This window comes from Pseudomonas sp. TWR3-1-1, from assembly GCF_049896545.1.
GTDB lineage: Bacteria > Pseudomonadota > Gammaproteobacteria > Pseudomonadales > Pseudomonadaceae > Aquipseudomonas > Aquipseudomonas weihenstephanensis.
The window spans coordinates 297,435-319,779 of the sequence record NZ_JAFCUO010000002.1; the positions used below are offsets into that span (position 1 = coordinate 297,435).

At 59.3% G+C, this 22,345-nt stretch carries 18 protein-coding genes and 1 pseudogene; 2 read left to right on the plus strand and 17 right to left on the minus strand.

Annotated elements, in window-relative coordinates; all coding sequences use genetic code 11:
* Nucleotides 1-78: 78 nt before the first annotated feature.
* The 9 genes from ACP7A4_RS06925 to ACP7A4_RS06965 form a co-directional block, all read right to left on the minus strand.
* Entirely contained in the window at nt 79-633 is a 555-nt protein-coding gene (locus tag ACP7A4_RS06925) for a phosphonate degradation HD-domain oxygenase (protein ID WP_059765637.1), read from the minus strand.
* Nucleotides 633-1,766 (minus strand): TIGR03364 family FAD-dependent oxidoreductase, encoded by a 1,134-nt coding sequence (locus ACP7A4_RS06930; RefSeq protein WP_236442232.1) that lies wholly within the window; start codon nt 1,764-1,766, stop codon nt 633-635. Before ACP7A4_RS06930 ends, ACP7A4_RS06925 begins: the two co-directional genes overlap by 1 nt.
* Before the next feature lie 35 nt (nt 1,767-1,801).
* Nucleotides 1,802-2,824 (minus strand): putative 2-aminoethylphosphonate ABC transporter substrate-binding protein, encoded by a 1,023-nt coding sequence (locus ACP7A4_RS06935; RefSeq protein WP_059765642.1) that lies wholly within the window; start codon nt 2,822-2,824, stop codon nt 1,802-1,804.
* Between the two features lie 32 nt (nt 2,825-2,856).
* Complete coding sequence (locus ACP7A4_RS06940; RefSeq protein WP_426246135.1) at nt 2,857-4,581, minus strand: putative 2-aminoethylphosphonate ABC transporter permease subunit; 1,725 nt, start codon at nt 4,579-4,581, stop codon at nt 2,857-2,859.
* A gap of 1 nt (nt 4,582) precedes the next feature.
* Nucleotides 4,583-5,659, minus strand: a complete 1,077-nt coding sequence (locus tag ACP7A4_RS06945; protein WP_059765646.1) for a putative 2-aminoethylphosphonate ABC transporter ATP-binding protein — start codon at nt 5,657-5,659, stop codon at nt 4,583-4,585.
* 161 nt (nt 5,660-5,820) lie between these two features.
* Entirely contained in the window at nt 5,821-6,747 is a 927-nt protein-coding gene (epsC, locus tag ACP7A4_RS06950; RefSeq protein WP_048364000.1) for a serine O-acetyltransferase EpsC, read from the minus strand.
* A 96-nt stretch (nt 6,748-6,843) separates the two neighbouring features.
* Nucleotides 6,844-8,226, minus strand: a complete 1,383-nt coding sequence (locus tag ACP7A4_RS06955; protein ID WP_059765648.1) for a M16 family metallopeptidase — start codon at nt 8,224-8,226, stop codon at nt 6,844-6,846.
* Between the two features lie 89 nt (nt 8,227-8,315).
* On the minus strand, nt 8,316-9,974 hold the full coding sequence (locus ACP7A4_RS06960) for a Na/Pi cotransporter family protein (protein WP_048402276.1): 1,659 nt from the start codon (nt 9,972-9,974) through the stop codon (nt 8,316-8,318).
* A gap of 241 nt (nt 9,975-10,215) precedes the next feature.
* Nucleotides 10,216-11,523: a CitMHS family transporter gene (locus ACP7A4_RS06965; protein WP_059765650.1), complete on the minus strand. Its 1,308-nt coding sequence runs from the start codon at nt 11,521-11,523 to the stop codon at nt 10,216-10,218.
* 562 nt (nt 11,524-12,085) lie between these two features.
* On the opposite strand from ACP7A4_RS06965, the pseudogene ACP7A4_RS06970 reads away from it, so the two are divergent.
* Nucleotides 12,086-12,550, plus strand: a pseudogene (locus ACP7A4_RS06970) (M23 family metallopeptidase); the annotation flags it as partial.
* 28 nt (nt 12,551-12,578) lie between these two features.
* Here the strand turns inward: ACP7A4_RS06970 and ACP7A4_RS06975 are convergent.
* The 3 genes from ACP7A4_RS06975 to phoB all read right to left on the minus strand — a co-directional run bounded on the left by ACP7A4_RS06975 (nt 12,579) and on the right by phoB (nt 16,100).
* Nucleotides 12,579-13,919: a hemolysin family protein gene (locus ACP7A4_RS06975; RefSeq protein ID WP_048363996.1), complete on the minus strand. Its 1,341-nt coding sequence runs from the start codon at nt 13,917-13,919 to the stop codon at nt 12,579-12,581.
* A 123-nt stretch (nt 13,920-14,042) separates the two neighbouring features.
* The gene (gene phoR / locus ACP7A4_RS06980) at nt 14,043-15,365 is read right to left on the minus strand and encodes a phosphate regulon sensor histidine kinase PhoR (protein WP_426246140.1); all 1,323 of its coding nucleotides are present in this window, start codon (nt 15,363-15,365) and stop codon (nt 14,043-14,045) included.
* 42 nt (nt 15,366-15,407) lie between these two features.
* Nucleotides 15,408-16,100: a phosphate regulon transcriptional regulator PhoB gene (phoB, locus tag ACP7A4_RS06985; protein WP_048363994.1), complete on the minus strand. Its 693-nt coding sequence runs from the start codon at nt 16,098-16,100 to the stop codon at nt 15,408-15,410.
* A 153-nt stretch (nt 16,101-16,253) separates the two neighbouring features.
* On the opposite strand from phoB, the gene ACP7A4_RS06990 reads away from it, so the two are divergent.
* Nucleotides 16,254-16,634 (plus strand): COG4315 family predicted lipoprotein, encoded by a 381-nt coding sequence (locus ACP7A4_RS06990; protein ID WP_059765654.1) that lies wholly within the window; start codon nt 16,254-16,256, stop codon nt 16,632-16,634.
* A 68-nt stretch (nt 16,635-16,702) separates the two neighbouring features.
* Here the strand turns inward: ACP7A4_RS06990 and ACP7A4_RS06995 are convergent, their stop codons facing one another.
* The 5 genes from ACP7A4_RS06995 to ACP7A4_RS07015 form a co-directional block, all read right to left on the minus strand.
* On the minus strand, nt 16,703-17,593 hold the full coding sequence (locus tag ACP7A4_RS06995; protein ID WP_059765656.1) for an ABC transporter permease subunit: 891 nt from the start codon (nt 17,591-17,593) through the stop codon (nt 16,703-16,705).
* Nucleotides 17,590-18,510 (minus strand): ABC transporter permease subunit, encoded by a 921-nt coding sequence (locus ACP7A4_RS07000; protein ID WP_048363991.1) that lies wholly within the window; start codon nt 18,508-18,510, stop codon nt 17,590-17,592. Before ACP7A4_RS07000 ends, ACP7A4_RS06995 begins: the two co-directional genes overlap by 4 nt.
* Entirely contained in the window at nt 18,507-19,649 is a 1,143-nt protein-coding gene (locus ACP7A4_RS07005) for an ABC transporter ATP-binding protein (protein ID WP_048363990.1), read from the minus strand. Before ACP7A4_RS07005 ends, ACP7A4_RS07000 begins: the two co-directional genes overlap by 4 nt.
* A 68-nt stretch (nt 19,650-19,717) precedes the next feature.
* Complete coding sequence (locus ACP7A4_RS07010; RefSeq protein WP_048363989.1) at nt 19,718-20,812, minus strand: polyamine ABC transporter substrate-binding protein; 1,095 nt, start codon at nt 20,810-20,812, stop codon at nt 19,718-19,720.
* Nucleotides 20,813-21,056: 244 nt separating this feature from the next.
* Complete coding sequence (locus tag ACP7A4_RS07015; protein ID WP_059765659.1) at nt 21,057-22,169, minus strand: polyamine ABC transporter substrate-binding protein; 1,113 nt, start codon at nt 22,167-22,169, stop codon at nt 21,057-21,059.
* Between the last annotated feature and the right edge of the window lie 176 nt (nt 22,170-22,345).

Sequence of the window (22,345 nt, forward strand, 5' to 3'; positions counted from 1 at the left end):
GCGATGGGTTGCGCAGCGGCCCACTTATGTTGAAGGGCCTGCGGCCCTTATCGCAGCCTGCGCCAGCGACTACACAGCTCAGGCCAGCAGCTTTAACGCTTTGCCCTTGAGCAGGTTCAAGTCGATCAGCGGTACGTTCATGGCCTTGGCCTGTTCATCCCACACCCGCATGCGCAAGCTCAGGGCGCACAGCGGGTCTTGCTCGAACGCGTCAGCCTCGGCGTCACTCATGACCCCGCCCTGATAACCCAGGGTTCGCAGGCTGGCCTCACTCAATAGGGCGTAATAGCCCGGCTGACGCAGTGTGAGGTAGCGTTTGGCCTGTACGTGGTACTCCACCAGTTTGGCGATGCGCTCACTGAAGCCTTGATCGCGCAGATACCTGGCGCCCAGCAACTCGTGGCTGATCACACCGTAACCGCCCATGTTGTTCGCGGTTTTGGCGCAAATGTGCCCGATATCGTGAAAGAACGCCGCCAGCACCACTTCATCGTCATACCCTTGCGCCAACGCCAGCTGTGCGGCCTGGGACATGTGCTCGATCTGCGACACCGGTTCGCCGATGTAATCGTCAGCACCATATTGCTGATACAGGCCAAATACCTCTTCAACCACCTGCTGCGCGTTCCTCATCACAGCTCCTCCAGCATCCGGGCGATGTTGGCCTCGGCCATGGCGGGGCCAACGCTCATCCCCACGCCTGTATGCATCAGTGCTGCATTCAGGCCAGGCGCGACGCTTAACCACGTAAACGGTTTGGCGCCTTTAGCGCCATAGACACCTTGCCAGCGCTCGACCACCTGCACGCGACAACCCAGTGTGTCTTCGCACAGTTGCAGCATCCAGTTGTCGACCTGTTCGCCGTTAAAGGGGGATGGATCGTCAGCGTAATCGTGAGAATCGCCGACGATCAAATCCCCGTGCGGCGTAGGGCTGATCAGCAGGTGAATGCCGTGTTCATCCAGGTGCGGGCTGTCACGCAGGATGTTCGCCCGCACCGCTGCGGCTTCGGGCAGGTCGGCGAACGCACCGTAATGCACGCAGCTCAAACCCGTGAGCAAGGCGTGTTGCAGGTTTAAATCCACCGCAGGGCGTACGCGCAGCATTTGCAGGCGACAGATTTTCGGGTCAAGCCGCGCCATCGGTTGCGCTAATAGCGTCTGGTAGTCATGGCCCGAACAGACAATGACGTGAGCGCCGCTGAAAGTGCCAGCCGTGGTGTGTACCACGCCCGGTTCAACCTCGCGCACCAGCGTCGAGAAATGAAATTCGACACCCAGCTCGCGGTGCAGAAACTCGATCAATGCCGGGATGGCTTCGCGTGAGTAGACCTGTTGATCGTCCAGCCCATGCAAGGCGGCGCGGTGGTGTTTGAACTGGCCGCCGTACAAATCGCGCAGATCCCCTGCGCGCAGTAACTCGGCGCGATAGCCATAGGCCGGGGCACGATTTTGGCAGAAGGCATCGAGCAGGTGCTCTTCGGCTTCGGTGCGCGCGAACAGGTAAGAGCCGTTGCGCTTGAGTTCGAAGCCTGCCTGTTGTGACCATTGAGCCCAGATGTCGCGGCTGGCGCGGGCCAGGTCCAGCATCACACCGGGTGGCTGGCCGGTGACCAGCGCCTGGCCAAAGTTGCGCACCGAGGCACCCAGTGGCGTGGCGGTGCGTTCGAAAACCCGGACCTTAAGCCCGCGCCTGGCAGCGGCGTAGGCATGGGACAGGCCCAAAATACCGGCGCCGACGATGAGAACTGGAGGGGATGGGGGCATTGCGGATTCCTTGTCTGACTTAACCCTTAGGGACTTTACGGCGCCGCTTTCTCAGACTTGCCGTCATAGCGCTTACGCCATTCGGTCAAAATTTGATCGCGGTTCTGCGAAGCCCACACAAAGTCGTTTTTAATCAGCCGCTGCTCGTAATCAGCGGGCAACTCCGTCTGCGGCTTGGCAATCCCCGGCTGGGCCAACACCGCAAAATTTTCTTTATAAAGCTCCATCGCCTGCGGACTCGCCGAAAAATCCGCCAGCTTTTGCGCCGCTTCCGCATGCGGTGTGCCTTTGATCAGCGCCGTGGCTTCGATCTCCCAGCCCAACCCCTCTTTGGGCAAGATGATGTCCAGGGGCGCGCCCTGACGCTTGAGCTGCACCGCCGGGTATTCAAACGAGATCCCTATCGGAAACTCACCCGCCGCCGCCAATTTGCACGGCTTGGAACCGGAGTGAACGTATTGACCAATGTTCTGGTGCAAGTCGTCCATGAACTGCCAGCCCTGCTTTTCGCCAAAGGTTTGCAGCCACGCGCTCACGTCCAGAAACCCCGTGCCGGACGACGCCGGGTTGGGCATTACGATCTTGCCTTTGTACTCAGGCTTGGTCAGGTCTTGCCAGCTCACAGGCTTGGTCAGCCCCTGTTTTTCAGCCTCGATGGTGTTGAAACACAGGGTCGCGGCCCACACGTCCATGCCCACCCACGCCGGGGGGTTGGCGGCATCGCGGTAGTTCGGGCCGATTTTGCTCAAGTCTTTGGGTGCATAAGGCTGCAACATGCCTTGTTGATCAAGGATCGCCAGGCTTGACGCCGCCAGTCCCCACACGGCATCCGCTTGTGGACGGGCTTTTTCGGCCAGCAGTTTGGCGGTGATGATGCCCGTGGAGTCACGCACCCATCTGATTTCGACGTCCGGGTTGGCTTTCTCGAAGGCTTGCTTGTAGGTCTTGAGCTGCTCGGCTTCGAGGGCGGTGTACACCGTCAACTCGGTTTTGGCCGCAAACGCATTGACGCTAAACGCAGTGAGGACAGCAGCAACAAGAGCAAGAGGCTTGAACATGGTGCGTTTCCTTTTGGTTTTAGGGGCACGAATCATTGCGCAGGTACGTCCTGACGCCAGGCTTGGGAGCGACGCAGCACGCCGCGCGACGCCCAGGCCAACAACAGGGAGACACCCGCCGAGGTGAACAGAATCAAGGTCGACATCGCGGCCGCGCCGCCTACGTTGCCTGCGTCATCCATGTTCAACACCGCCACCGCCGCAAGGATGGTGTCCGGGCTGTAGAGGAAGATCGCAGCCGACACCGTGGTCATGGCCGAGACGAACAGGTAGCGCACGATGTCCAGCAACGCCGGCAGGCAAATCGGCACCGTGACCCGCAAGTAGTGGCGGTACAGCGGCGCCTTGAGCGACAGCGCGGCGGCTTCGAACTCGCTATCGAGCTGGCGCAGGGCCGTGGTGGCGGTCATGTGTGCGGTGGTCAAATAATGAGCAATGGTGCACACCACCAGCAGGATCATGCTGCCGTACAGCACATGCAGCGGATTGCCGGGCACATTGAAAAAGAACACGTAGCCCAGCCCCAACACCAGACCCGGCACAGCCATCGGCACAAAACTGAGCATGCGCAGCGCCAGATTCAGGCCTTTTTGGCCTTTGGTTTTCTCCATCAGGTAGGCACCCGTGAAGATCACCGCGCTGCCGATCAACGCCGTGTAAAACGCCATCGTCAGGCTATTGCGATAGGCCAGCCAACCGCCGCCCGCCGTGTCGTTGAACTGATAGTGATGCAACGACAACGACAGGTTGTACGGCCAGAACTTGACCAGTGAGGCGTACACCGCCATCCCGAATACCAGTAACAGAGCGGCGCATATCAGCATCACGATGGCCAGGTAGCAGCGGTCGCGCCCTTTGCCAGGCACAGGCTTGAACACTTGAGCGCGACCGCTCATTGAGTCGCCCTGCTGACGGCGCAGCCACGCATCCACGCCGAAGCTCAACAGTGCAGGCAGCAACAAGACCATGCCAATCAAGGCCCCGCGCCCAAATTGCTGCTGGCCAACCACGGCTTTATAAGCCTCCAGCGCCAGCACTTGGTAATCGCCGCCTACCACGACGGGCACGCCGAAGTCGGTGATGGTCAGGGTAAATACCAGGCAGAACGCTGCGAACACGGCTTGTTTTGTGCCCGGCCAGGTAATGCTGCGAAAGGCTTTGAACGACCCGGCACCCATGCTCGATGCCGCGTCAAACAGGCGCGCATCGGCCAGCGACAACGCCGACAGCAAGATCATCAGCGCATGCGGAAAGGTGTAGATTGCTTCGCCCAGCACGATGCCCCAGAAGCCATAAATGTTGTCTGACACCAGACCGCGCAACAGGCCCTGATTGCCGAACAGGTACACCAGCGCAATGCCCGGCAGCATCGACGGTGCCATCAGCGGCAACAGCGATAGCCCGCGCCACACGCGCTTGCCGGGAATCATCGTGCGTTGCAGGGCGTAGGCAAACAGGTATGCCAGCGGGACGACAATGACCGCCACGCTCAGCGACACCTTAAGGCTGTTGCCCAGCAACCAATGGAAGTTGTCACTGCTGACCAGCTCCCGCGCAGCGATCCAACCCCCACCCTGGCCGTCTGCTGCACTGAACCCGCGCCAGAAAATCGCCAGCAACGGCATCAACACCGCGACGCCCAATAGCAACAGCAGCAGCCATTTGCCGCCGACCACGAAAATCTTGTCAGCGCGCTCGGCTCGCGACGTGAGGCCGGTCATTTTGCCGGTGTGCGGCAGCGTCATGTCAGCGGCCATCTCAGGCAAACACCTGCAAGCAGCTCGGCGGCAGGGCGACCACGATGTCCTGATTGCCCAGGCGCGGCAGGTCGTGGCTACCCACTTCGGCCGTCAAGGCGTGGCCCGGCAGGTGGTTGAGTTCAAAACGCATGCGGCAGCGATTGCCGAGAAACGTGATGTCGCGCACCCGCGCCGGGAACAGGTTTTCCTGATGCTGCACCGGATTCACGGTGATGGCTTCGGGGCGGCAAAACAGGCGGCCAGACGCCACACCGCTGGCGTCGTCGGCCAAACGCATGTTCAGGCCGCCGACCTGCGCGTGGCTGTCGCTGCTGCGCTGGAACGGCAGCCAATTGCCCTGCCCGACAAACTCGGCCACAAACGGCGTGGCGGGTTTGTTGTAGATGGCCTGCGGGGTTGCGTACTGCTCGACCTTGCCGTGGTTCATCACCGCGATGCGGTCAGCCATGAGCATGGCTTCGTCCTGGTTGTGCGTGACCATCAGCGTGGTGATACCGAGCTGGCGTTGCAGTTGGCGCAACTCCGTACACAAATGCTCGCGAACCCTGGCGTCGAGGGCCGACATCGGCTCATCCAGCAACAACAACGAAGGCGCTGGCGCCAAGGCGCGGGCCAGAGCCACACGTTGCTGTTGGCCGCCCGAGAGCTGGCCGGGGAATTTCTTTTCGCTGCCGTTCAGGCCCACCAGTTCGAGCATCTCGCTCACGCGCTTGCGCACCACGTCGCGGTTGCTGCCCGCCAGCCCGTAGGCGATGTTGGCTTCGACACTGAGGTTGGGGAATAACGCGTAGGACTGAAACAAAATGCCGTAATCGCGCGCTTGCGGGGCGAGGTCAGACACATCGCGACTGCCCAGATACAACACGCCGCTGTCCTGACGCTCAAGGCCTGCGATACAACGCAGCAGGGTGGTCTTGCCGCAGCCGGACGGCCCGAGCAGACACACCAGTTCACCGGCGGCGACTTCCAGCGACACATCATCCAGCGCGGTGAAAGCGCCGAAGCGTTTGCTCACATTGCGCACCTTCATCGGCACGCCGGGTTGGGACACAGCGGTTGCGTTCGAGCGGTTCATGGATGCACCTCATCAAGCAGATGAGGGTCATCCTAGAGAGGCAATGCGTACACGATGTGGCAGCGAGGCAAAAGTTGCCGATAGTGGTATTGGTGGATTTGGGTGTGATGCACGATCAAAAGCCCCTCTGCCCCGGGTGAGGGGCGAGGTTGCCCCCGGTCTTACTTCTGCGTCCCGTCATCATGTTGCAAGTTGGCCTGGGTCAGGTTGCACCCAGCCGGTACGCTGCGGGTCAGCCACACATTGCCGCCGATGGTCGAACCCTGACCAATGGTGATGCGCCCCAAAATCGTCGCCCCGGCATAAATCACCACGTCGTCCTCAACAATCGGATGGCGCGGGTGACCTTTTTGCAATTGCCCCGACTCGTCCGCCGGGAAGCGTTTGGCGCCCAGGGTCACGGCCTGATAAATCCTCACGCGCTCGCCAATGATGGCGGTTTCACCAATCACGACGCCCGTCCCGTGGTCGATGAAGAAGCTGCGGCCGATCTGCGCGCCGGGGTGGATGTCGATGCCGGTGGCCGAGTGGGCAATTTCGGCACTGATGCGCGCCAGCAAAGGCAAACCTGCACGGTACAAGTGGTGCGCCAAACGGTGATGAATCACCGCCAGAATCCCCGGATAGCACAGCAGCACTTCGTCCACACTGCGCGCCGCCGGATCGCCGTGATAGGCCGCCAGCACGTCGGTGTCGAGCACGCTGCGCAAGCTCGGCAGGGCCAGGGCGAAATCCTGAATCAATAAAGTGGCCGTGGCATCCACACCGTCATCGAGCTGGCCACTTTGGCGCGCCGCGTAACGCAATTCCAGACGCGCTTGTGCCAGCAGGGCGTTGAGCGCCACGTCCAGCGTGTGGCCGACGTAGAAGTCTTCGCTTTCTTCGCGCAGGTCCACCGGGCCAAGACGCATGGGGAACAATGCTCCGCACAGCGCTTCCAGAATATCGGCCATCGCTGCACGCGAGGGCAGTTCACGCCCGCCCAGCTCGCCACTGACACGCCCGTTCTGCGTGCGCCATTGATTACGCGCCGTGCGCAACTGGCTGACGATGGTTTGCAATTGCCAAGGATTGGAACGCTCGCTCACGATGAATACTCCGCACGCTGGCGGCCGGATTAACCGGCCGCGAAATGGCAATGATTTTACGGTATCAAGGGATGTCGGACTCGGACAATTACGCGCTCACTGATGACGATGACGCCAAACACGCCAACCCAGCCCGATCAACACCAGCAGCGCCAGCGCCGCCAGAATCACCCCGCTCAAGCCGTTATAGCTGAACAGCGGCTTTTCGATGCGCACGTAACCCGGCTCTGCAAACAACTGGCGCAACGCATGATTGGCCTCCTCCAGGCTCACAGCCTGCAAGCGTTTGGCCGGATCGGCAAAGCGGCTTTGGTCATAGTCACCCAGCGCGCTCCAGTAATAATCGGCCAGCGCACTGTTGCCCTGCACCGCCCACGCCTGCCGCGCAATGGCCGCTTGCTTGAGGCGGGCGAAGCGCTGCGGGTCGAGGCCGTCGTTGAGCAGTTGAGCTTTGAGTTGGGACATGACCTGCTGGGCCTTGGCCACATCGTCGCGTTCAAGGTCGGCATTGAGGCTCAAGAATCCTACGCCGCCAAACACCTCGCGCTCTGACCACGGCCCGTACGACAACCCGTGTTTGAGCCGCAGTTCGCTGTACAGCGCCCACTCTAGGTAATCGCGCAGCAAGTCCCAGGTGTCGTCGCTTTGGCCCGCAATCACCGGTTCCGGCAACAGCCAGTGCAGCTTGGCCGTGTCACCGACGACGCCGCGCAGCAACACGCGCTCTGCGTCGGCGCGGGCGTCAATGTCGGCCAACGGTTTGTGATCGCTGGGATCGACCGGCTCCAGCGCCCCATAGGTACGCTCCAGATAGGCCGGCAACACGCGGTCGAGTTCGCCGACGATAATCAGCGTCATGTTATTGGGCGCGTACCACGCCTTGCGCACGGTTTCGAGCTGTTCACGGGTGAGGCCCTGAACCTGCGCGCGCTCGGCGCATTTGAGGCCCAGCTCAACCGCCAGTTGATTACTGGCGCTGTGGCCCACGTCCTGCCGATCGAGCCAACGTTGCAAGTGCGAGTAATGGCCGCCGTCTTCGCGCTCAACCACTTGCTTGGCCTCTGCAATGCGCTGTTCGGTGAGCTGGGTTTGCGTCAATAAGCTGAGTAACAGGTCGAGCACCTTGCGCTGGTTCTTTGCCGGGGCCTCGATCACAAACGTGGTGTCTGCGTGGCTGGTAAAGGCGTTCCACTCACCGCCCAGCGCCTGCATGCGTTCTTCAAGCCCGCCCTCGCCGGTGTCGTCTGTGCCGCTGAACAACAAATGCTCCAGCAAGTGCGGCAGTTGTTGGTCGGCACAGCTGAAATCGTCCAGCCCGACGCCCACCACCAAACGAATCGACACATGGCCGCTATCACGGGTGGGCTTGAGGATCAGTTGCAGGCCGTTGGGCAGTTGATAGCCCTCAACACTGGAGCGATCAAGGGCAAAACTCTGGGCTGCGCCAAGCAGCAGGCAGATGAACAGCAGGCAACGCATAAAAAATCCCTGAATCCCTGTTGGGTGATGAAGCAGTCAGTGCAGGTTAGTCGCTGCTTAAAGACTGACAACAGTGAATTGCGCAACGTTCAAGGCGAGTGTGTGGTGTCAGTGATCTCATCGAGCAGCAATGCGCCGGTTTCAGAGGTTTCGAGCACCACGTAGGCGCTGGCGCAAAACAACGAGTTGAGGCGTTGCATGTCGGCGATCAGTTCCAGGTGCATGGAGCTGGTTTCAATGCTTTGGGTGATTTTGCGCTGTAAACGGCTGACGTGAGCGTGGGCCAAGCGCCGCTCCTGCGCACGAAAACGGCGTTTTTCACGCAGTAATTGCCGGGCACTTTGCGGGTCACCGGTGAGGAAGACCGTCAGCCCGAGTCGCAGGTTGTCGATCAACTGGCGCTGCAAACCGGTCAACTCTTCAAGCCCGTCTTCAGAGAAGGAGCGGCGTTTGGAGGTCTTCTGTTGCTGCACTTTGCGCAGCATGCGTTCGATAAGGTCACTGGCCAGCTTGAGGTTGATCGCCAGTTCGATGATTTCAGCCCAGCGCCGACTGTCTTGCTCGCCCAAGTCCTCGCGGGGCATTTGTGCCAGATACAGTTTGACCGCGCTGTAGAGCACTTCGACGTCATCGGCCAGGGTGCGCATCTCTTGGGTGACGGCGGTTTGCTTACCGCGCAGCACGTCGAGCATGTTCACCAGCATGTTGTCGATCAAGTCGCCAATGCGCAGGGTTTCACGTACCGCGTTGGCCAACGCCAGGCTTGGGGTTTCCAGCGCTGTAAGGTCCAGATGGCGGGGTTTGACTGCGCCGTTGGCCTGCTCGCGCTCGGGCAATAACCAGGCGCACGCCCGGGCCATCAGGCCGACGGTGGGCAGCATCAAGAAACACCGCGCGGTGTTGTAGAGCAGATGAAAGCCAATCACCAACTCTTGGGCGCTGTAACTGAGGGTGTCCATCCACGCCACCAGCGGGTCAAGCACCGGGATGATCAACAGCAACCCAAACAACTTGTACAACAGACTGCCCAATGCCACTTGGCGCCCGGCGGCGTTTTGCATGCTGGTGCTGAGAAACGCCAGCACGCCACTGCCGATATTGGCCCCTATGACCAGGCCAATGGCCACCGGCAAGCTGATCACACCTGCGCCCGCCAGTGTGGCCGTGAGCAGCACGGCGGCCAGGCTGGAGTAGGAAATCATGGCGAACAGGGCGCCGATCAACGCATCGAGCAAGATGTCGCCCGTCAACGAGGCGAAAATCACTTTGACGCCTTGGGCCTGAGTGATGGGGGCGGCGGCTTCGACGATCAGTTGCAGGGCCAGAATGATCAGGCCCAGGCCGATGCCCACCCGGCCCAACTGGCCCGCGCGGGTTTGCTTGCGCGACAGGAAAAAAATCACCCCGAGAAAAATCAGCAGCGGCGACAACCACGACAGGTCAAAAGTCAGCACCCGCGCCATCAGCGCCGTGCCGACATCCGCCCCGAGCATCGTGGCCAGGGCTGGCGTCAATGCCATCAAGCCCTGGCCAACAAACGAGGTGACCAGCATCGCGGTGGCGTTGCTGCTCTGCACCATGGCCGTGACCACGATCCCGGCGACAAACGCCAGCATGCGTTTGGACACGTTTTGCCCAATCACATGGCGCAGGTTTGAACCGTAGACCCGCAGAATGCCGGTCCGGACAATGTGCGTGCCCCAAATCAGCAAGGTCACGGCGGAAAGCAGATTAAGCAGGGTCAGCATGCAGGCTCCCTGTGCGATGGATGCCCTGGTGGGCTGGATCAAAGGGCTGCGGCCATTTCCTACAGTCGTTTCTTAAGCTGTAGTCGGCAAATAAGCAGAACGCCAGCATCGCATAGCTGGCGCAGCGTTGAAACATTTCTGAAACACTTACCGGAGGTTGCCGCCATTGCGCAGGAGCCGCCGCAAGCTGCGACCGTTGAACCGCTCGCAGCCTTCGGCAATCTCCTACCAATACTGCGGGTTAGAGCGTGCTGTAGAGCGGGAAGGTGCCCAGCAGTAACGCTGCCACCAAAATGCACAGGCACACTAAAACCGCCCACTTGAGCGTAAAGCGCTGGTGATCGCCAAACTCGATACCCGCCAAGGCCACCAGCAAGTAGGTCGACGGCACCAACGGGCTGAGCAAGTGTACGGGCTGACCGACAATCGAGGCACGGGCCATTTCGACGGCGGTGATGCCGTAATGGCTGGCAGCTTCGGCCAATACCGGCAACACGCCGTAGTAGAACGCGTCGTTGGACATGAAGAAGGTGAACGGCAGGCTGACCAACGCGGTGATCACGGCCAGGTACGGCCCCATCGCTGGCGGAATCACGGCCAGAAGGCTTTTGGACATGGCATCAACCATGCCTGTACCCGAGAGGATGCCGGTGAAAATACCCGCGGCGAAAATCAACCCGACCACCGATAACACGCTGCCAGCATGGGCGGCCACGCGGTCTTTTTGCTGTTGCAGGCACGGGTAGTTGACGATCATCGCAATGCTGAACGCGACCATGAACAACACCGGCAAAGGCAGCAGACCTGCGATCAGGGTGATCATCAACGCCAGGGTCAATGCACCGTTGAACCAGATCAGTTTGGGACGGCGGGCATCCGGGAACTGCGAGACGCTGATTTCGCTGTGGTCCACTTCGTCGCCATGCAGGTGCAGTTCACCCAGCCGCGCACGCTCACGCAAGCCATAGCACCAGGCGATGACCAGAATCGCCGCACAGCCTGCGAGCATGGCCGGGATCATCGGTACAAAAATGTCAGAAGGGTCGACATGCAGCGCACTCGCTGCCCGCGCCGTCGGGCCGCCCCACGGCGTCATGTTCATCACGCCACCGGCCAGGATAATCAGCCCCGCCATGATTCGCGGGCTCATGCCGATACGCTTGTAGAGCGGCAGCATGGCGGCTACGCAAATCATGTAGGTGGTCGCGCCATCACCGTCCAGCGACACCACCAGCGCCAGCACAGCGGTGCCGACGCTGATTTTCAACGGGTCGCCTTTTACCAGCTTGAGAATTTTGCGCACCGCCGGGTCGAACAGGCCGGAGTCGATCATCAGCGCGAAATAGAGGATGGCGAACATCAGCATCACGCCGGTCGGGGCCAGCTTGGTAATGCCTTCAAGCATCATCGGCCCGATTTTGGGCGCAAAACCGCCGAAGACGGCAAACAGGATCGGTACCAGGATTAACGCGATCAGCGCAGACAGGCGCTTGGTCATGATCAAGTACATAAACGTAATGACCATGGCAAAGCCAAGGAAGGTCAGCATAAACAATCACCATTCTTATTGTTGTCGAGTGGGCGCTGGCAACGGCTTACACCGCGGCTCTGGCCTGCCGGTCTAATGCCGGGGGTGACGGGATGCTAGTGATGATTTCTTTCATCCCGCTTTCACGGGTAAGTTTTCTGAGCAGTGGCGCTGAAATACCTGAGAGAACAGGCCTAAAGAGAAGAGTCTGACCACTGGTAGCGGATTATTCCTACGCGCTGGCATATGTTTAATCACAGGCTGATTGCAATGCGCCAGCCCTGGTGTGAAGGACTTGCCTGTGAAGGGTTTCAGCTCCATGCGCGAATCACCGCAGCGGCATTCGGCCAAGGCGTTGATGTGGCTGGCGGGTGGGGTTGTGCTGCTCACACTCACGGCGCCAGCGGCCTGTGCATTCAGTACAGCGCCCGACACCCACGCTGCGCGGGCCTGCAATGAACGCCCGGCCAAACCCGTCAAACGTCGCGCCTGGGTGCCGGACAACCCCGCGCTGGGGTATGTGCCGGGTCAGAGCCTGATCCGCAACCGCCCGCGCCTGTCGGCACCCATCGTGCCGTGGGTGGCGCAGGGCGAGCGTTATCCGTTCCCGTGGCGAGGTGGACCGTTCCGTCTGACCCAAGGCCCCGGCGGGTCTTACAGCCATCAGGACGTGCGCAGCCGATACGCGATGGACATCGCCATGCCCGAGGGCACGCCCATCATCGCGGCGCGTGCGGGCCGGGTGCTGGATCTGGAGAACAGCCAGAGCGGCGCGTGGCCCAACCCATCAGGCAATTTTGTGCGGGTGCTGCACAGCGACGCCAGCACCGGGGTGTACCTGCATCTGAGCCGTGGATCGGTGCGGGTGCAGGTGGGGCAACAGGTGATGCTGGGGAGTGTATTGGGTCTGTCTGGCAACACCGGCCACAGCAACGGGCCGCATCTGCACTTTGTGGTGCAACGCAACTCGGGGCTGGGCTGGGTGTCGATCCCGTTTCAGTTCAACCAACCGCTGCAGGGCCTGCCGAACTTTGCGCTCGGCAGGTAAAACCCCCTGACCTGTCTACGCGTTGGGGTTAGTCCAGCTTGAGGACTTTGGCCAAGACGATTTTCGGGCCTTTCATCTTTTTGATGATGATGCGCAGGCCTTCGACTTCCAGCAGCTCTTCTTCTTCGGGCACCCGCTTGAGGGTGTCGTAGATCAAGCCTGCGACGGTTTCAGCTTCGACGTGGTCCAGGTCAACGCCGAGCAAGCGCTCGATCTTGAACAACGGCGTGTCGCCCCGCACCAGCAGCTTGCCCGGCTGGTACGACAGAATGCCGCGCTCGGCCTTGCGGTGTTCGTCCTGAATGTCGCCCACCAGCACTTCGAGCACGTCTTCCATCGTCAGGTAGCCCACAACCTTGCCGTCAGCTTCTTCGACCAGCGCAAAGTGCGCGCCGCCCTTGCGAAACTGTTCGAGCAACTGCGACAGCGGCATATGGCGCGACACGCGCTCCAGTGGCCGGGTCAGCTCTTCGAGGTTGAAGGTTTCGGGCAGGTGATCAAGGTCAGCCAGCTCCAGCAACAGGTCTTTGATGTGCAACAGCCCGACGAAGGTGTTGTTTTCGGCGTCGTAGACCGGGTAGCGGCTGAACTTGTGGCGGCGGAACAACGCCAGGATTTCTTTGAGTGGCGCCTTGGAATCAAGGGTCACCAGGTCTTCGCGCGAATTGGCCCAGTCGACCACCTCCAGCTCACCCATTTCGACCGCCGACGCCAGCACTCGCATGCCTTGATCGCTGGGGTCCTGACCACGGCTGGAGTGCAGGATCAGTTTGAGCTCTTCGCGGCTGTAGGCGTGGTCGTGATGGGCGCCCGGCTCACCTTGGCCGGCAATCCGCAAAATCGCGTTGGCACTGGCGTTGAGCAAGTAAATGGCCGGGTACATGGCCCAGTAGAACAGGTACAGCGGCACGGCCGTCCACAGCGACAGGGCTTCGGGTTTACGAATGGCCCAGGACTTGGGCGCCAGCTCGCCGACGACGATGTGCAGGTACGAAATGATGAAGAAGGCGGTAAAGAACGACACGCCCTTGACCACTTCGGCCGACTCAACGCCCAAGGCGCTGAGCAGCGGCTCCAGCAAGTGCGCGAACGCCGGCTCGCCGACCCAGCCCAGGCCCAGCGATGCCAGGGTGATACCCAGTTGGCACGCCGAGAGGTAAGCATCGAGTTGGTTGTGCACGGTGCGCAGGATACGTCCGCGCCAGCCGTTCTGGTCAGCAATGGCCTCGACCCGGGTCGAGCGCAGTTTGACCATGGCAAATTCGGCCGCAACGAAGAAGCCGTTGAGCAAAACCAGGATCAGTGCAAAAAGAATCATGCCGAAATCGGCGAACAGTGTGGCGAGGGTCAAGCCAGGGGAAGGGTCCATGATGGAGTTTTAATGGTTCCGTTGTTTCAAATAGGGGGAGGGTCAGGTGCCTGAACAACAGGCACATGGCAAGCAATGTAACGACTGACGTAGCCCTTGCCTAGTGGGCTAACGCCGCATGGCTCAGTCGATCGGGTCCACGCTAAGGGTTTTTGTCACCTGAACCGGCGCGAAATGGCAGGTAAACGTACTGCCGTGACCCAACACGCTGCTGATCTCAAGGCGGGCACGATGGCGTAACAGCACATGTTTGACGATGGCCAGGCCCAGGCCGGTGCCGCCGGTGCTGGCATGGCGGCTGGAGTCGACGCGGTAGAAACGCTCGGTCAGGCGCGGCAGGTGTTTGCTGTCGATTCCGACCCCGGAATCTTGCACGCTCAGGTGCGCACCCGAGGCGTCGGCCCACCAGCGAATCCGAATACTCCCACCGTCCGGGGTGTATTTGACCGCGTTAAACACTAGATTCGAAAACGCACTGCGCAGCTCAGTCTCACTGCCTTTGAGCGCTACATCGGCTTGCGCCTCCAGCGTGATGGTCTGGTTGCGCTGACCGGACAACGCCTGTGCGTCGCTTTTGACTGTGCGTAATAAACGCTCGACCTGCACCGGCTGGTTATCTGAGGGGTAATCGGTGGCTTCCAGCTTGGCCAGCAGCAGCAGGTCGTTGAGCAACGTTTGCATGCGCTCGCCCTGTTGCTGCATTTGCGACAGCGGGCGCTTCCAGCGCGGGTTCACGTCGTCGACGTTATCGAGCAGGGTTTCCAGATAGCCACAGATCACTGTCAACGGCGTGCGCAATTCGTGGGAGACGTTGGCGATGAAATCTTTGCGCATTTGTTCGAGCTGATGAATGCGCGTGACATCGCGTACCAGCATCAAGTGCTCATTGTTGCCGTAGCGGGTGATGTAGAGCTGGATACGCAGGTGATCGTTGACCGGCGAAGGGATGTCCAGCGGCTCAGCGTAGCTGTCCTGTTCGAAATATTCCTTGAAGCGCGGGTGACGCACCAGGTTGGTCACGGGCTGGCCGCTGTCCTGTGGCGTCTTGAGGCCCAGCAAGGTCTCTGCGGCGCGGTTCCACCATTCGAGGTTGCCGTCGCTGTCGAGCATTACTACGGCGTCTTTGAGCGCTGCGGTGGACTCTTGCACGCGGTCGATCACAGCTTGCAAGCGCCCGCGTACCCGTTGATCGCGCCGTTGCAGGTGATAAATGCTGTCGAACACTTCACCCCACAGGCCATAGCCATCAGGGGGGGCTTCGTCGGGTTGGTGATTGCGTAACCAGTCGTGCAGACGTAACAGCTGTTTGAGCGTCCAGCCCAGGTACAGCGTCACACCTGCGGCCAGGCTCCAGCCGTAATAACCGCTGACCAGGCCGATCAACAGGCAGGCGGTGACCAACAGCAACAAATGACGAATCAGCGTGCTATGCCAGTTTTGATTCACGTCGCGCGGGTCCTTGCTTGGCGTTGAGTCTGAAAGTGCAAATCAGGCTTTGGTCGAAAAACGATAGCCCGTGCCGCGCACGGTTTGTACCAGATTCTCGTACGCCTCGCCGAGCGCTTTGCGTAAACGGCGAATGTGCACATCCACGGTGCGCTCTTCGACATAAACGTTGCCGCCCCATACTTGGTCGAGCAACTGGCCACGGGTGTAAGCGCGTTCCTGATGGGTCATGAAAAATTGCAGCAGGCGGTATTCAGTGGGGCCCATTTCCGCGGGCGTGCCGTCGATGGTGACGCGATGGCTGATGGGATCGAGCAGCAAGCCGCCGATTTCAATCGGTGACTCGCCATCGGCCGGGCCAGCGCGACGCAACACGGCCTTAAGGCGTGCTACCAGCTCGCGTGGGGAAAACGGCTTGGTGATGTAATCGTCAGCGCCGACTTCCAGACCCTGGATCTTGTTGTCCTCCTCACCTTTGGCCGTGAGCATGATGATCGGAATATCGCCGGTCATTTCTTCACGCTTGAGGCGTCGGGCCAACTCAATGCCGGAGGTGCCGCCGGGCAGCATCCAGTCGAGCAGGATCAAATCAGGTTTGCGGTCGACGATGATGGCGTGGGCCTGCTGAGCATTCTCTGCTTCGAGGCAGTCGTAGCCCGCCATTTCCAGGGCGACTGCGATCATTTCGCGGATCGGTGCCTCGTCATCAACAATCAGAATGCTCCTGCCAACCATGCCGTAATCCCCATGTCATTTAACTGTCTTGTGGCGCATTAGATAACGGAATTATTGCAGTCGTGTGACAACTTTGGGCAAGCGCCACGTTCGAAGGGCGAGTGAACTACGCTTGTAGGTTCAAATCGTACAACCACCTAGAGGACGATTCCGATGACTCACAGCTCGTTTTCCCTGAAGTCACTGTTTTTAGGCGCTGTATTGGCGCTGCCTGGCCTGGCGTTTGCCGCAGAACCGGCAATGACCCAAAACGGTGTGCTGGTTGATCATAGCGGCATGACGCTTTACACCTTTGCCAAAGATGCGGATGGCAAATCGATGTGCAATGACAAATGCGCTGAAAACTGGCCGCCGCTCAAAGCTGAAAGCACGGACAAAGGCGAGGGTAAATGGACCACCATTATTCGTGATGACCAGCAGATGCAGTGGGCCTATGACGGCAAGCCGCTGTACACCTTTGTCATGGACAAGAAGGCCGGGGACAAGACCGGGGACGGCAAAATGGAAGGTGCGTGGAAAGTGGCCAAGCCCTAGAAAGCTCAACAGCCCATAAAAAAACCTCGCCCCTGCATGCAGGAAGGCGAGGTTTTTATACCGCTGCCTTAAACCGCGCCGGGCGATTTAGGACGGCGTACATCAGGTTGCTTCCACGACTCTGCCGCCGATTCGTCAATGGCTTGCTGAATAGCCTTTTTACGATGCTCCTCAGCACGACGGCTGAAGAACCACACCATAAAGGTCACCAGCGACACCGCCAGCAAAATCAAGCTGGCCACGGCGTTGATCTCGGGTTTAACCCCCAGACGTACCGCCGAGAACACTTCCATCGGCAAGGTCGTGGAACCCGGCCCGGACACGAAGCTGGCCAGTACCAGGTCATCCAGTGACAAGGCAAACGACATCATGGCGCCCGCCGCCAGCGACGGCGCAATCATGGGGATGGTGATCAGAAAGAACACTTTCCACGGTTTGGCACCCAGATCCATCGCGGCTTCTTCGATCGACAAGTCCAGCTCACGCAGGCGCGATGACACCACCACGGCCACATAGGCCGAGCAGAACGTGGTGTGGGCGATCCAGATGGTGACAATGCCCCGCTCTTGCGGCCAACCAATCATTTGCGCCATCGCGACAAACAGCAGCAGCAACGACAGACCGGTGATCACTTCGGGCATGACCAGCGGCGCGGTCACCAGACCGCCAAACAGGGTGCGGCCCTTGAAGTGGCTGATACGCGTCAGCACGAAGGCGGCCAACGTGCCCAGCGCGACCGCTGCAATCGCCGTGTACAAGGCGATTTCCAGCGAACGCATCACCGAACCCATCAACTGCGTGTTGTCCAGCAAGCCGGTGTACCACTTCAGCGACCAGCCGCCCCAAACCGTCACCAGTTTGGAGGCGTTGAACGAGTAGATCACCAGAATCAACATCGGCAGGTAGATGAACAGCAACCCGACGACCAACATGAAGCTCGAAAAACGGACGCGATTCATATCTTGCCCTCCAGCTCTTTAGCCTGGCTGCGGTTGAACAGGATGATGGGCACGATCAGGATCGCCAGCATGACCACGGCAAGCGCAGACGCTACCGGCCAGTCACGGTTGTTGAAGAACTCTTGCCACAACACTTTACCGATCATCAGGGTTTCGGGGCCGCCCAGCAGTTCCGGGATCACGAACTCACCCACCACCGGGATAAACACCAGCATGCAGCCCGCGATAATGCCGTTTTTGGACAGCGGAACGGTGATTTTCCAGAAGCTGTTGATGGTGCTTGAACCCAGGTCAGACGCGGCCTCCAGCAAGCTGTGGTCGTGCTTCACCAGGTTGGCGTACAACGGCAGGATCATGAACGGCAGGTACGAATAGACGATGCCGATATAGACCGCGATGTTGGTGTTGAGGATCTGCAACGGTTCGCTGATCCAGCCCATCGACATCAAAAAGCCGTTGAGCAGCCCGTTGTTGCTGAGGATACCCATCCACGCGTACACGCGGATCAGGATCGCCGTCCAGGTCGGCATCATGATCAGCAGCACCAGCACGGTCTGCATCTCTTTGCGCGCATTGGCAATGGCGTAGGCCATTGGATAGCCGATCAGCAGGCATAACGCCGTGCTGAAAAAGGCCATCTTCAACGAGCCAAGGTAGGCAGCGATATACAGCTCATCGTCGCCCAACATGGCGTAGTTGCCCAGGTTCAGCAGGATTTGGATCTTTTGGTCGATGTAGCTGTAGATCTCGGTGTACGGCGGGATCGCAACGTCGGCTTCAGCAAAGCTGATTTTCAGGACGATGAAAAACGGCAACATGAAGAACAAAAACAGCCACAGGAATGGAATCCCGATCACCGCATGGCGGCCCTTGGGGGTTATTCGTTGCAGACGGCGTTTAAGTTTTCGCATGTTCATGAGCGCAGTACCACGCCGCTGTCGTCTTCCCACCACACGTAGACTTCGTCGTCCCAGGTAGGACGCGCGCCACGGCGTTCGGCGTTGGCCACAAACGATTGCACCAGTTTGCCGCTCGGCAACTCGACGTAGAACACCGAGTGGCCGCCCAGGTAGGCGATGTCATGCACCTTGCCGCGCGACCAGTTGTATTCACAGGTCGGCTTCTCGGTGGTGACGAGCATTTTTTCCGGGCGAATCGCGTACGTGGTGTGCTTGTCTTCAACCGAGGTGCTGACGCCGTGACCGACATAAATATCGTTCTCCAGCTCCGGGCAATTGATGCGCGCATAGCCTTCCGCGTCGTCGACCACTTCACCCTCGAAAAGGTTGACGTTACCGATGAACTCGCACACCAGCCGGCTGACCGGGGTTTCGTAAATATCGATCGGGCTGCCGATCTGTGCGATCCAGCCCAAATGCATGATCGCAATGCGCTGGGCCATGGTCATGGCCTCTTCCTGGTCGTGGGTCACCATGACGCAGGTCACGCCCACGCGCTCGATGATTTCAACCAGTTCGAGCTGCATTTGCGAACGCAGTTTTTTATCCAGCGCGCCCATCGGCTCGTCGAGCAGCAACAGTTTCGGGCGTTTGGCCAACGAACGGGCCAGGGCCACACGCTGACGTTGACCACCGGACAATTGGTGCGGCTTGCGCTTGGCGTACTGGCTCATGTGCACCAGCTTGAGCATTTCGTTCACGCGCGCATCAATCTCGGCGCCGGACATTTTGTCCTGCTTGAGGCCGAACGCGATGTTCTGCGCCACGGTCATGTGCGGAAACAAGGCGTAGGACTGGAACATCATGTTGATCGGCCGTTCGTACGGCGGCATATCAGTGATGTCTACACCGTCGAGGAAAATACGGCCCTCTGTTGGGCGCTCGAAACCGGCGAGCATGCGCAGCAAGGTGGATTTGCCCGATCCCGATCCGCCGAGCAAGGCGAAGATTTCGCCTTTGTTGATTTCCAGGGACACGTCGTCCACCGCAATCGTCTCGTCGAATTTTTTCGTGACCCGGTCGATTTTGACCAGCACCTGTTTAGGTGTCTGGTCGCCCTCGAGGGCTTTCTTATAGGCGCCGGAGGCAACAGCCATTACGAAACTCCCAACAAATTTAGCAGCCCGACTTCAATAGCCGGGCCTTGGATAGGCGGTCGCGGGGGTTATTTACCCGTTTTGACCTTGGTCCACGTGCGCGTCATCAGACGCTGCACTTTCGGGGGTAGTTCGGTGGAAACGTACGTTTTGTCCAGCACCGCCTGGGTTGGGTAAACCGCTTCGTCGGCACGAATGGACGCATCCATCACCTTGTCGGCGGCCGGGTTGGGGTTGGCATAGCCGACATAGTCACTGACCTGAGCGATCACTTCAGGCTTGAGCAAGTAGTTGATGAAGGTGTGAGCTTCTTTTACGTTGCCGGAATCTTTGGGGATCGCGAGCATGTCAAACCACAGGGCGCCGCCTTCCTTGGGCACGATGTAGGCGATGTTGACGCCTTTTTTGGCTTCTTCGGCACGCGCTTTTGCCTGGAACACATCGCCGGAGAAACCAATGGCGACACAGATGTTGCCGTTGGCCAGGTCGGAAATGTACTTGGAGGAGTGGAAGTAGGTGACGTATGGACGCACCGACATCAGCACTTCTTCAGCTTTCTTGTAATCCTTGGGGTTGGTGCTGTTGGCATCCAGCCCCAGGTAGTTGAGTACGGTGGGCAGCATTTCATCTGCCGAGTCCAGAAAAGCCACGCCGCAGCTTTGCAGCTTCTTCATGTTTTCGGGCTTGAACACCACGTCCCAGGAGTCGATGGTGTCGACGCCCAGCACTTCTTTGACCTTGTCCACGTTGTAACCAATGCCATTGGTGCCCCACAGGTACGGCACGGCATATTGGTTGCCCGGATCGTTGGCCTGAAGGCGCTTGAGCAGGGCCGGGTCAAGGTTGGAATAATTGGGCAGTTGCGCCAGATCGAGTTTCTGGAACGCGCCTGCTTTGATCTGCTTGCCCAGGAAGTGGTTAGACGGCACAACCACGTCATAACCGGTACGCCCGGCCAGCAGTTTACCTTCCAGGGTTTCGTTGGAATCGAAGACGTCATACACCGGTTTGATGCCAGTGGCCTTTTCAAAATCCACCAGCGTTGTCGGCGCGATGTAGTCCGACCAGTTGTAAATGTGCACGGTAGGTGCTGCTTGTACGCTGACGGCAAGCGTCAAACCAGCGCCGACCAGCAAGGTCCTGCGAAACAAAGATGTAGACACGTGATGGTCCTCAAAATAGTTGGGCCTGAGTTGCCCGCGTCACACGGCAGCAGAACCGCCAAAGACAAAACCGGCGCGCAACTTACCCTCGATAAACGTGCACAGCAAAGTTTTCTGCGATTTATTGCTGTAATGCCCTGATTTAGCGCTGATTTCACCCTAAACCGTAGGAGCTGGCGCAGGTTGCGATCTGTTGAACGTTTATAAAGATCGCAGCCTGTGACCGCTCCTACAGGGTATCGGGTTACTTACCGGACTTGATTTTGGTCCAGCTACGCGTCAGCAGGCGCAAGGTGGTAGGCGGCAAGTCACTGATCGCATACAGCTTGGCTTTCACTTCGTCGGACGGGTAGATGCTCGGGTCGCCCGAGATGTCTTTATTCACCAGCGGCGTTGCAGCCTTGTTACCGTTGGGGAAGCGCACGCTGTTGGTGATTTCGGCCATCACCTCAGGCTGCATCAGGAAGTTCATGTAGGCGTAGGCGGCCTCAACGTTTTCGGCGTCTTTAGGGATGGCGACCATGTCATAGAAGCTGCCAGCACCTTCTTTCGGGATCACGTACTTGAGCTTGACCTTGTCGCCGGCTTCTTTAGCGCGGGAAATCGACTGTTCCAGGTCGCCCGAGTAGCCCACGGCGACGCAGATGTTGCCGTTGGCCAGGTCGGAGATGTACTTGGAGGAGTGGAAGTAACCCACCGAAGGACGGATTTTCAGGAACAGGTCTTCCGCTGCTTTCAAGTCATCCTTGTTCGTCGAGTTGGTGGGCTTGCCCAAGTAATGCAAGGCAGCCGGGATCATTTCGGTCGGCGAGTCGAGGAAGCTGATGCCACAGCTTTTCAGCTTGGCCGCGTTCTCGGGCTTGAACAGCACATCCCATGAATCAATGGTGTCGACGCCCAGGGCCGCTTTGACCTTTTCAGGGTTGTAGCCGATGCCAATGGTGCCCCACATGTACGGGAACGCGTGTTTGTTATCCGGATCGCTGGCATCGCCAACGGCCTTGAGCAACGCAGGGTCGAGGTTTTTCCAGTTGGGCAGCTTGGACTTGTCCAGCTCCTGGTAAACCCCGGCCTTGATCTGCTTGGCCAGAAAGTTGTTGGACGGCACGACGATGTCGTAGCCGGACTTGCCCGCCAGCAGCTTGGCCTCAAGGGTCTCGTTACTGTCGAACACGTCGTACACCACTTTGATACCGGTCTGGTCTTCAAACTTTTTCACGGTATCGGGTGCGATGTAGTCGGACCAGTTGTAGATGTGCAGCACTTTGTCGGCTGCCTGAGCTGCCCCCGCCATCACACCCATCAAAGACAGGGCGAGAAGGGTCTTGCCAGCTTTTTTAAAACCTGATGCCTTCATCTGTAATGCTCCACTTATTCTTTTAAACCACCGATTCAGCGTCCTGAGATCAGGGTGACTAAAGCCGGCGGCTAGTCTGGCAAGATCCGGGGCAGGCTTTCAAGGGAAGAGCCTTTATTCTTAAGGCTTAGAGCGTAATTACCTACGTAAAAGCGGTAGTTGTCTTACGCTCGGAG

Excerpts from the sequence above, each read along its gene's own strand:
- ACP7A4_RS06925 (WP_059765637.1), bottom strand. The coding sequence starts at position 633 with ATGAGGAACGCGCAGCAGGTGGTTGAAGAGGTATTTGGCCTGTATCAG.
- ACP7A4_RS06930 (WP_236442232.1), bottom strand. The coding sequence starts at position 1,766 with ATGCCCCCATCCCCTCCAGTTCTCATCGTCGGCGCCGGTATTTTGGGC.
- ACP7A4_RS06935 (WP_059765642.1), bottom strand. The coding sequence starts at position 2,824 with ATGTTCAAGCCTCTTGCTCTTGTTGCTGCTGTCCTCACTGCGTTTAGC.
- ACP7A4_RS06940 (WP_426246135.1), bottom strand. The coding sequence starts at position 4,581 with ATGGCCGCTGACATGACGCTGCCGCACACCGGCAAAATGACCGGCCTC.
- ACP7A4_RS06945 (WP_059765646.1), bottom strand. The coding sequence starts at position 5,659 with ATGAACCGCTCGAACGCAACCGCTGTGTCCCAACCCGGCGTGCCGATG.
- ACP7A4_RS06955 (WP_059765648.1), bottom strand. The coding sequence starts at position 8,226 with ATGCGTTGCCTGCTGTTCATCTGCCTGCTGCTTGGCGCAGCCCAGAGT.
- ACP7A4_RS06960 (WP_048402276.1), bottom strand. The coding sequence starts at position 9,974 with ATGCTGACCCTGCTTAATCTGCTTTCCGCCGTGACCTTGCTGATTTGG.
- ACP7A4_RS06965 (WP_059765650.1), bottom strand. The coding sequence starts at position 11,523 with ATGCTGACCTTCCTTGGCTTTGCCATGGTCATTACGTTTATGTACTTG.
- ACP7A4_RS06975 (WP_048363996.1), bottom strand. The coding sequence starts at position 13,919 with ATGGACCCTTCCCCTGGCTTGACCCTCGCCACACTGTTCGCCGATTTC.
- phoB (WP_048363994.1), bottom strand. The coding sequence starts at position 16,100 with ATGGTTGGCAGGAGCATTCTGATTGTTGATGACGAGGCACCGATCCGC.
- ACP7A4_RS06990 (WP_059765654.1), top strand. The coding sequence starts at position 16,254 with ATGACTCACAGCTCGTTTTCCCTGAAGTCACTGTTTTTAGGCGCTGTA.
- ACP7A4_RS06995 (WP_059765656.1), bottom strand. The coding sequence starts at position 17,593 with ATGAATCGCGTCCGTTTTTCGAGCTTCATGTTGGTCGTCGGGTTGCTG.
- ACP7A4_RS07000 (WP_048363991.1), bottom strand. The coding sequence starts at position 18,510 with ATGAACATGCGAAAACTTAAACGCCGTCTGCAACGAATAACCCCCAAG.
- ACP7A4_RS07005 (WP_048363990.1), bottom strand. The coding sequence starts at position 19,649 with ATGGCTGTTGCCTCCGGCGCCTATAAGAAAGCCCTCGAGGGCGACCAG.
- ACP7A4_RS07015 (WP_059765659.1), bottom strand. The coding sequence starts at position 22,169 with ATGAAGGCATCAGGTTTTAAAAAAGCTGGCAAGACCCTTCTCGCCCTG.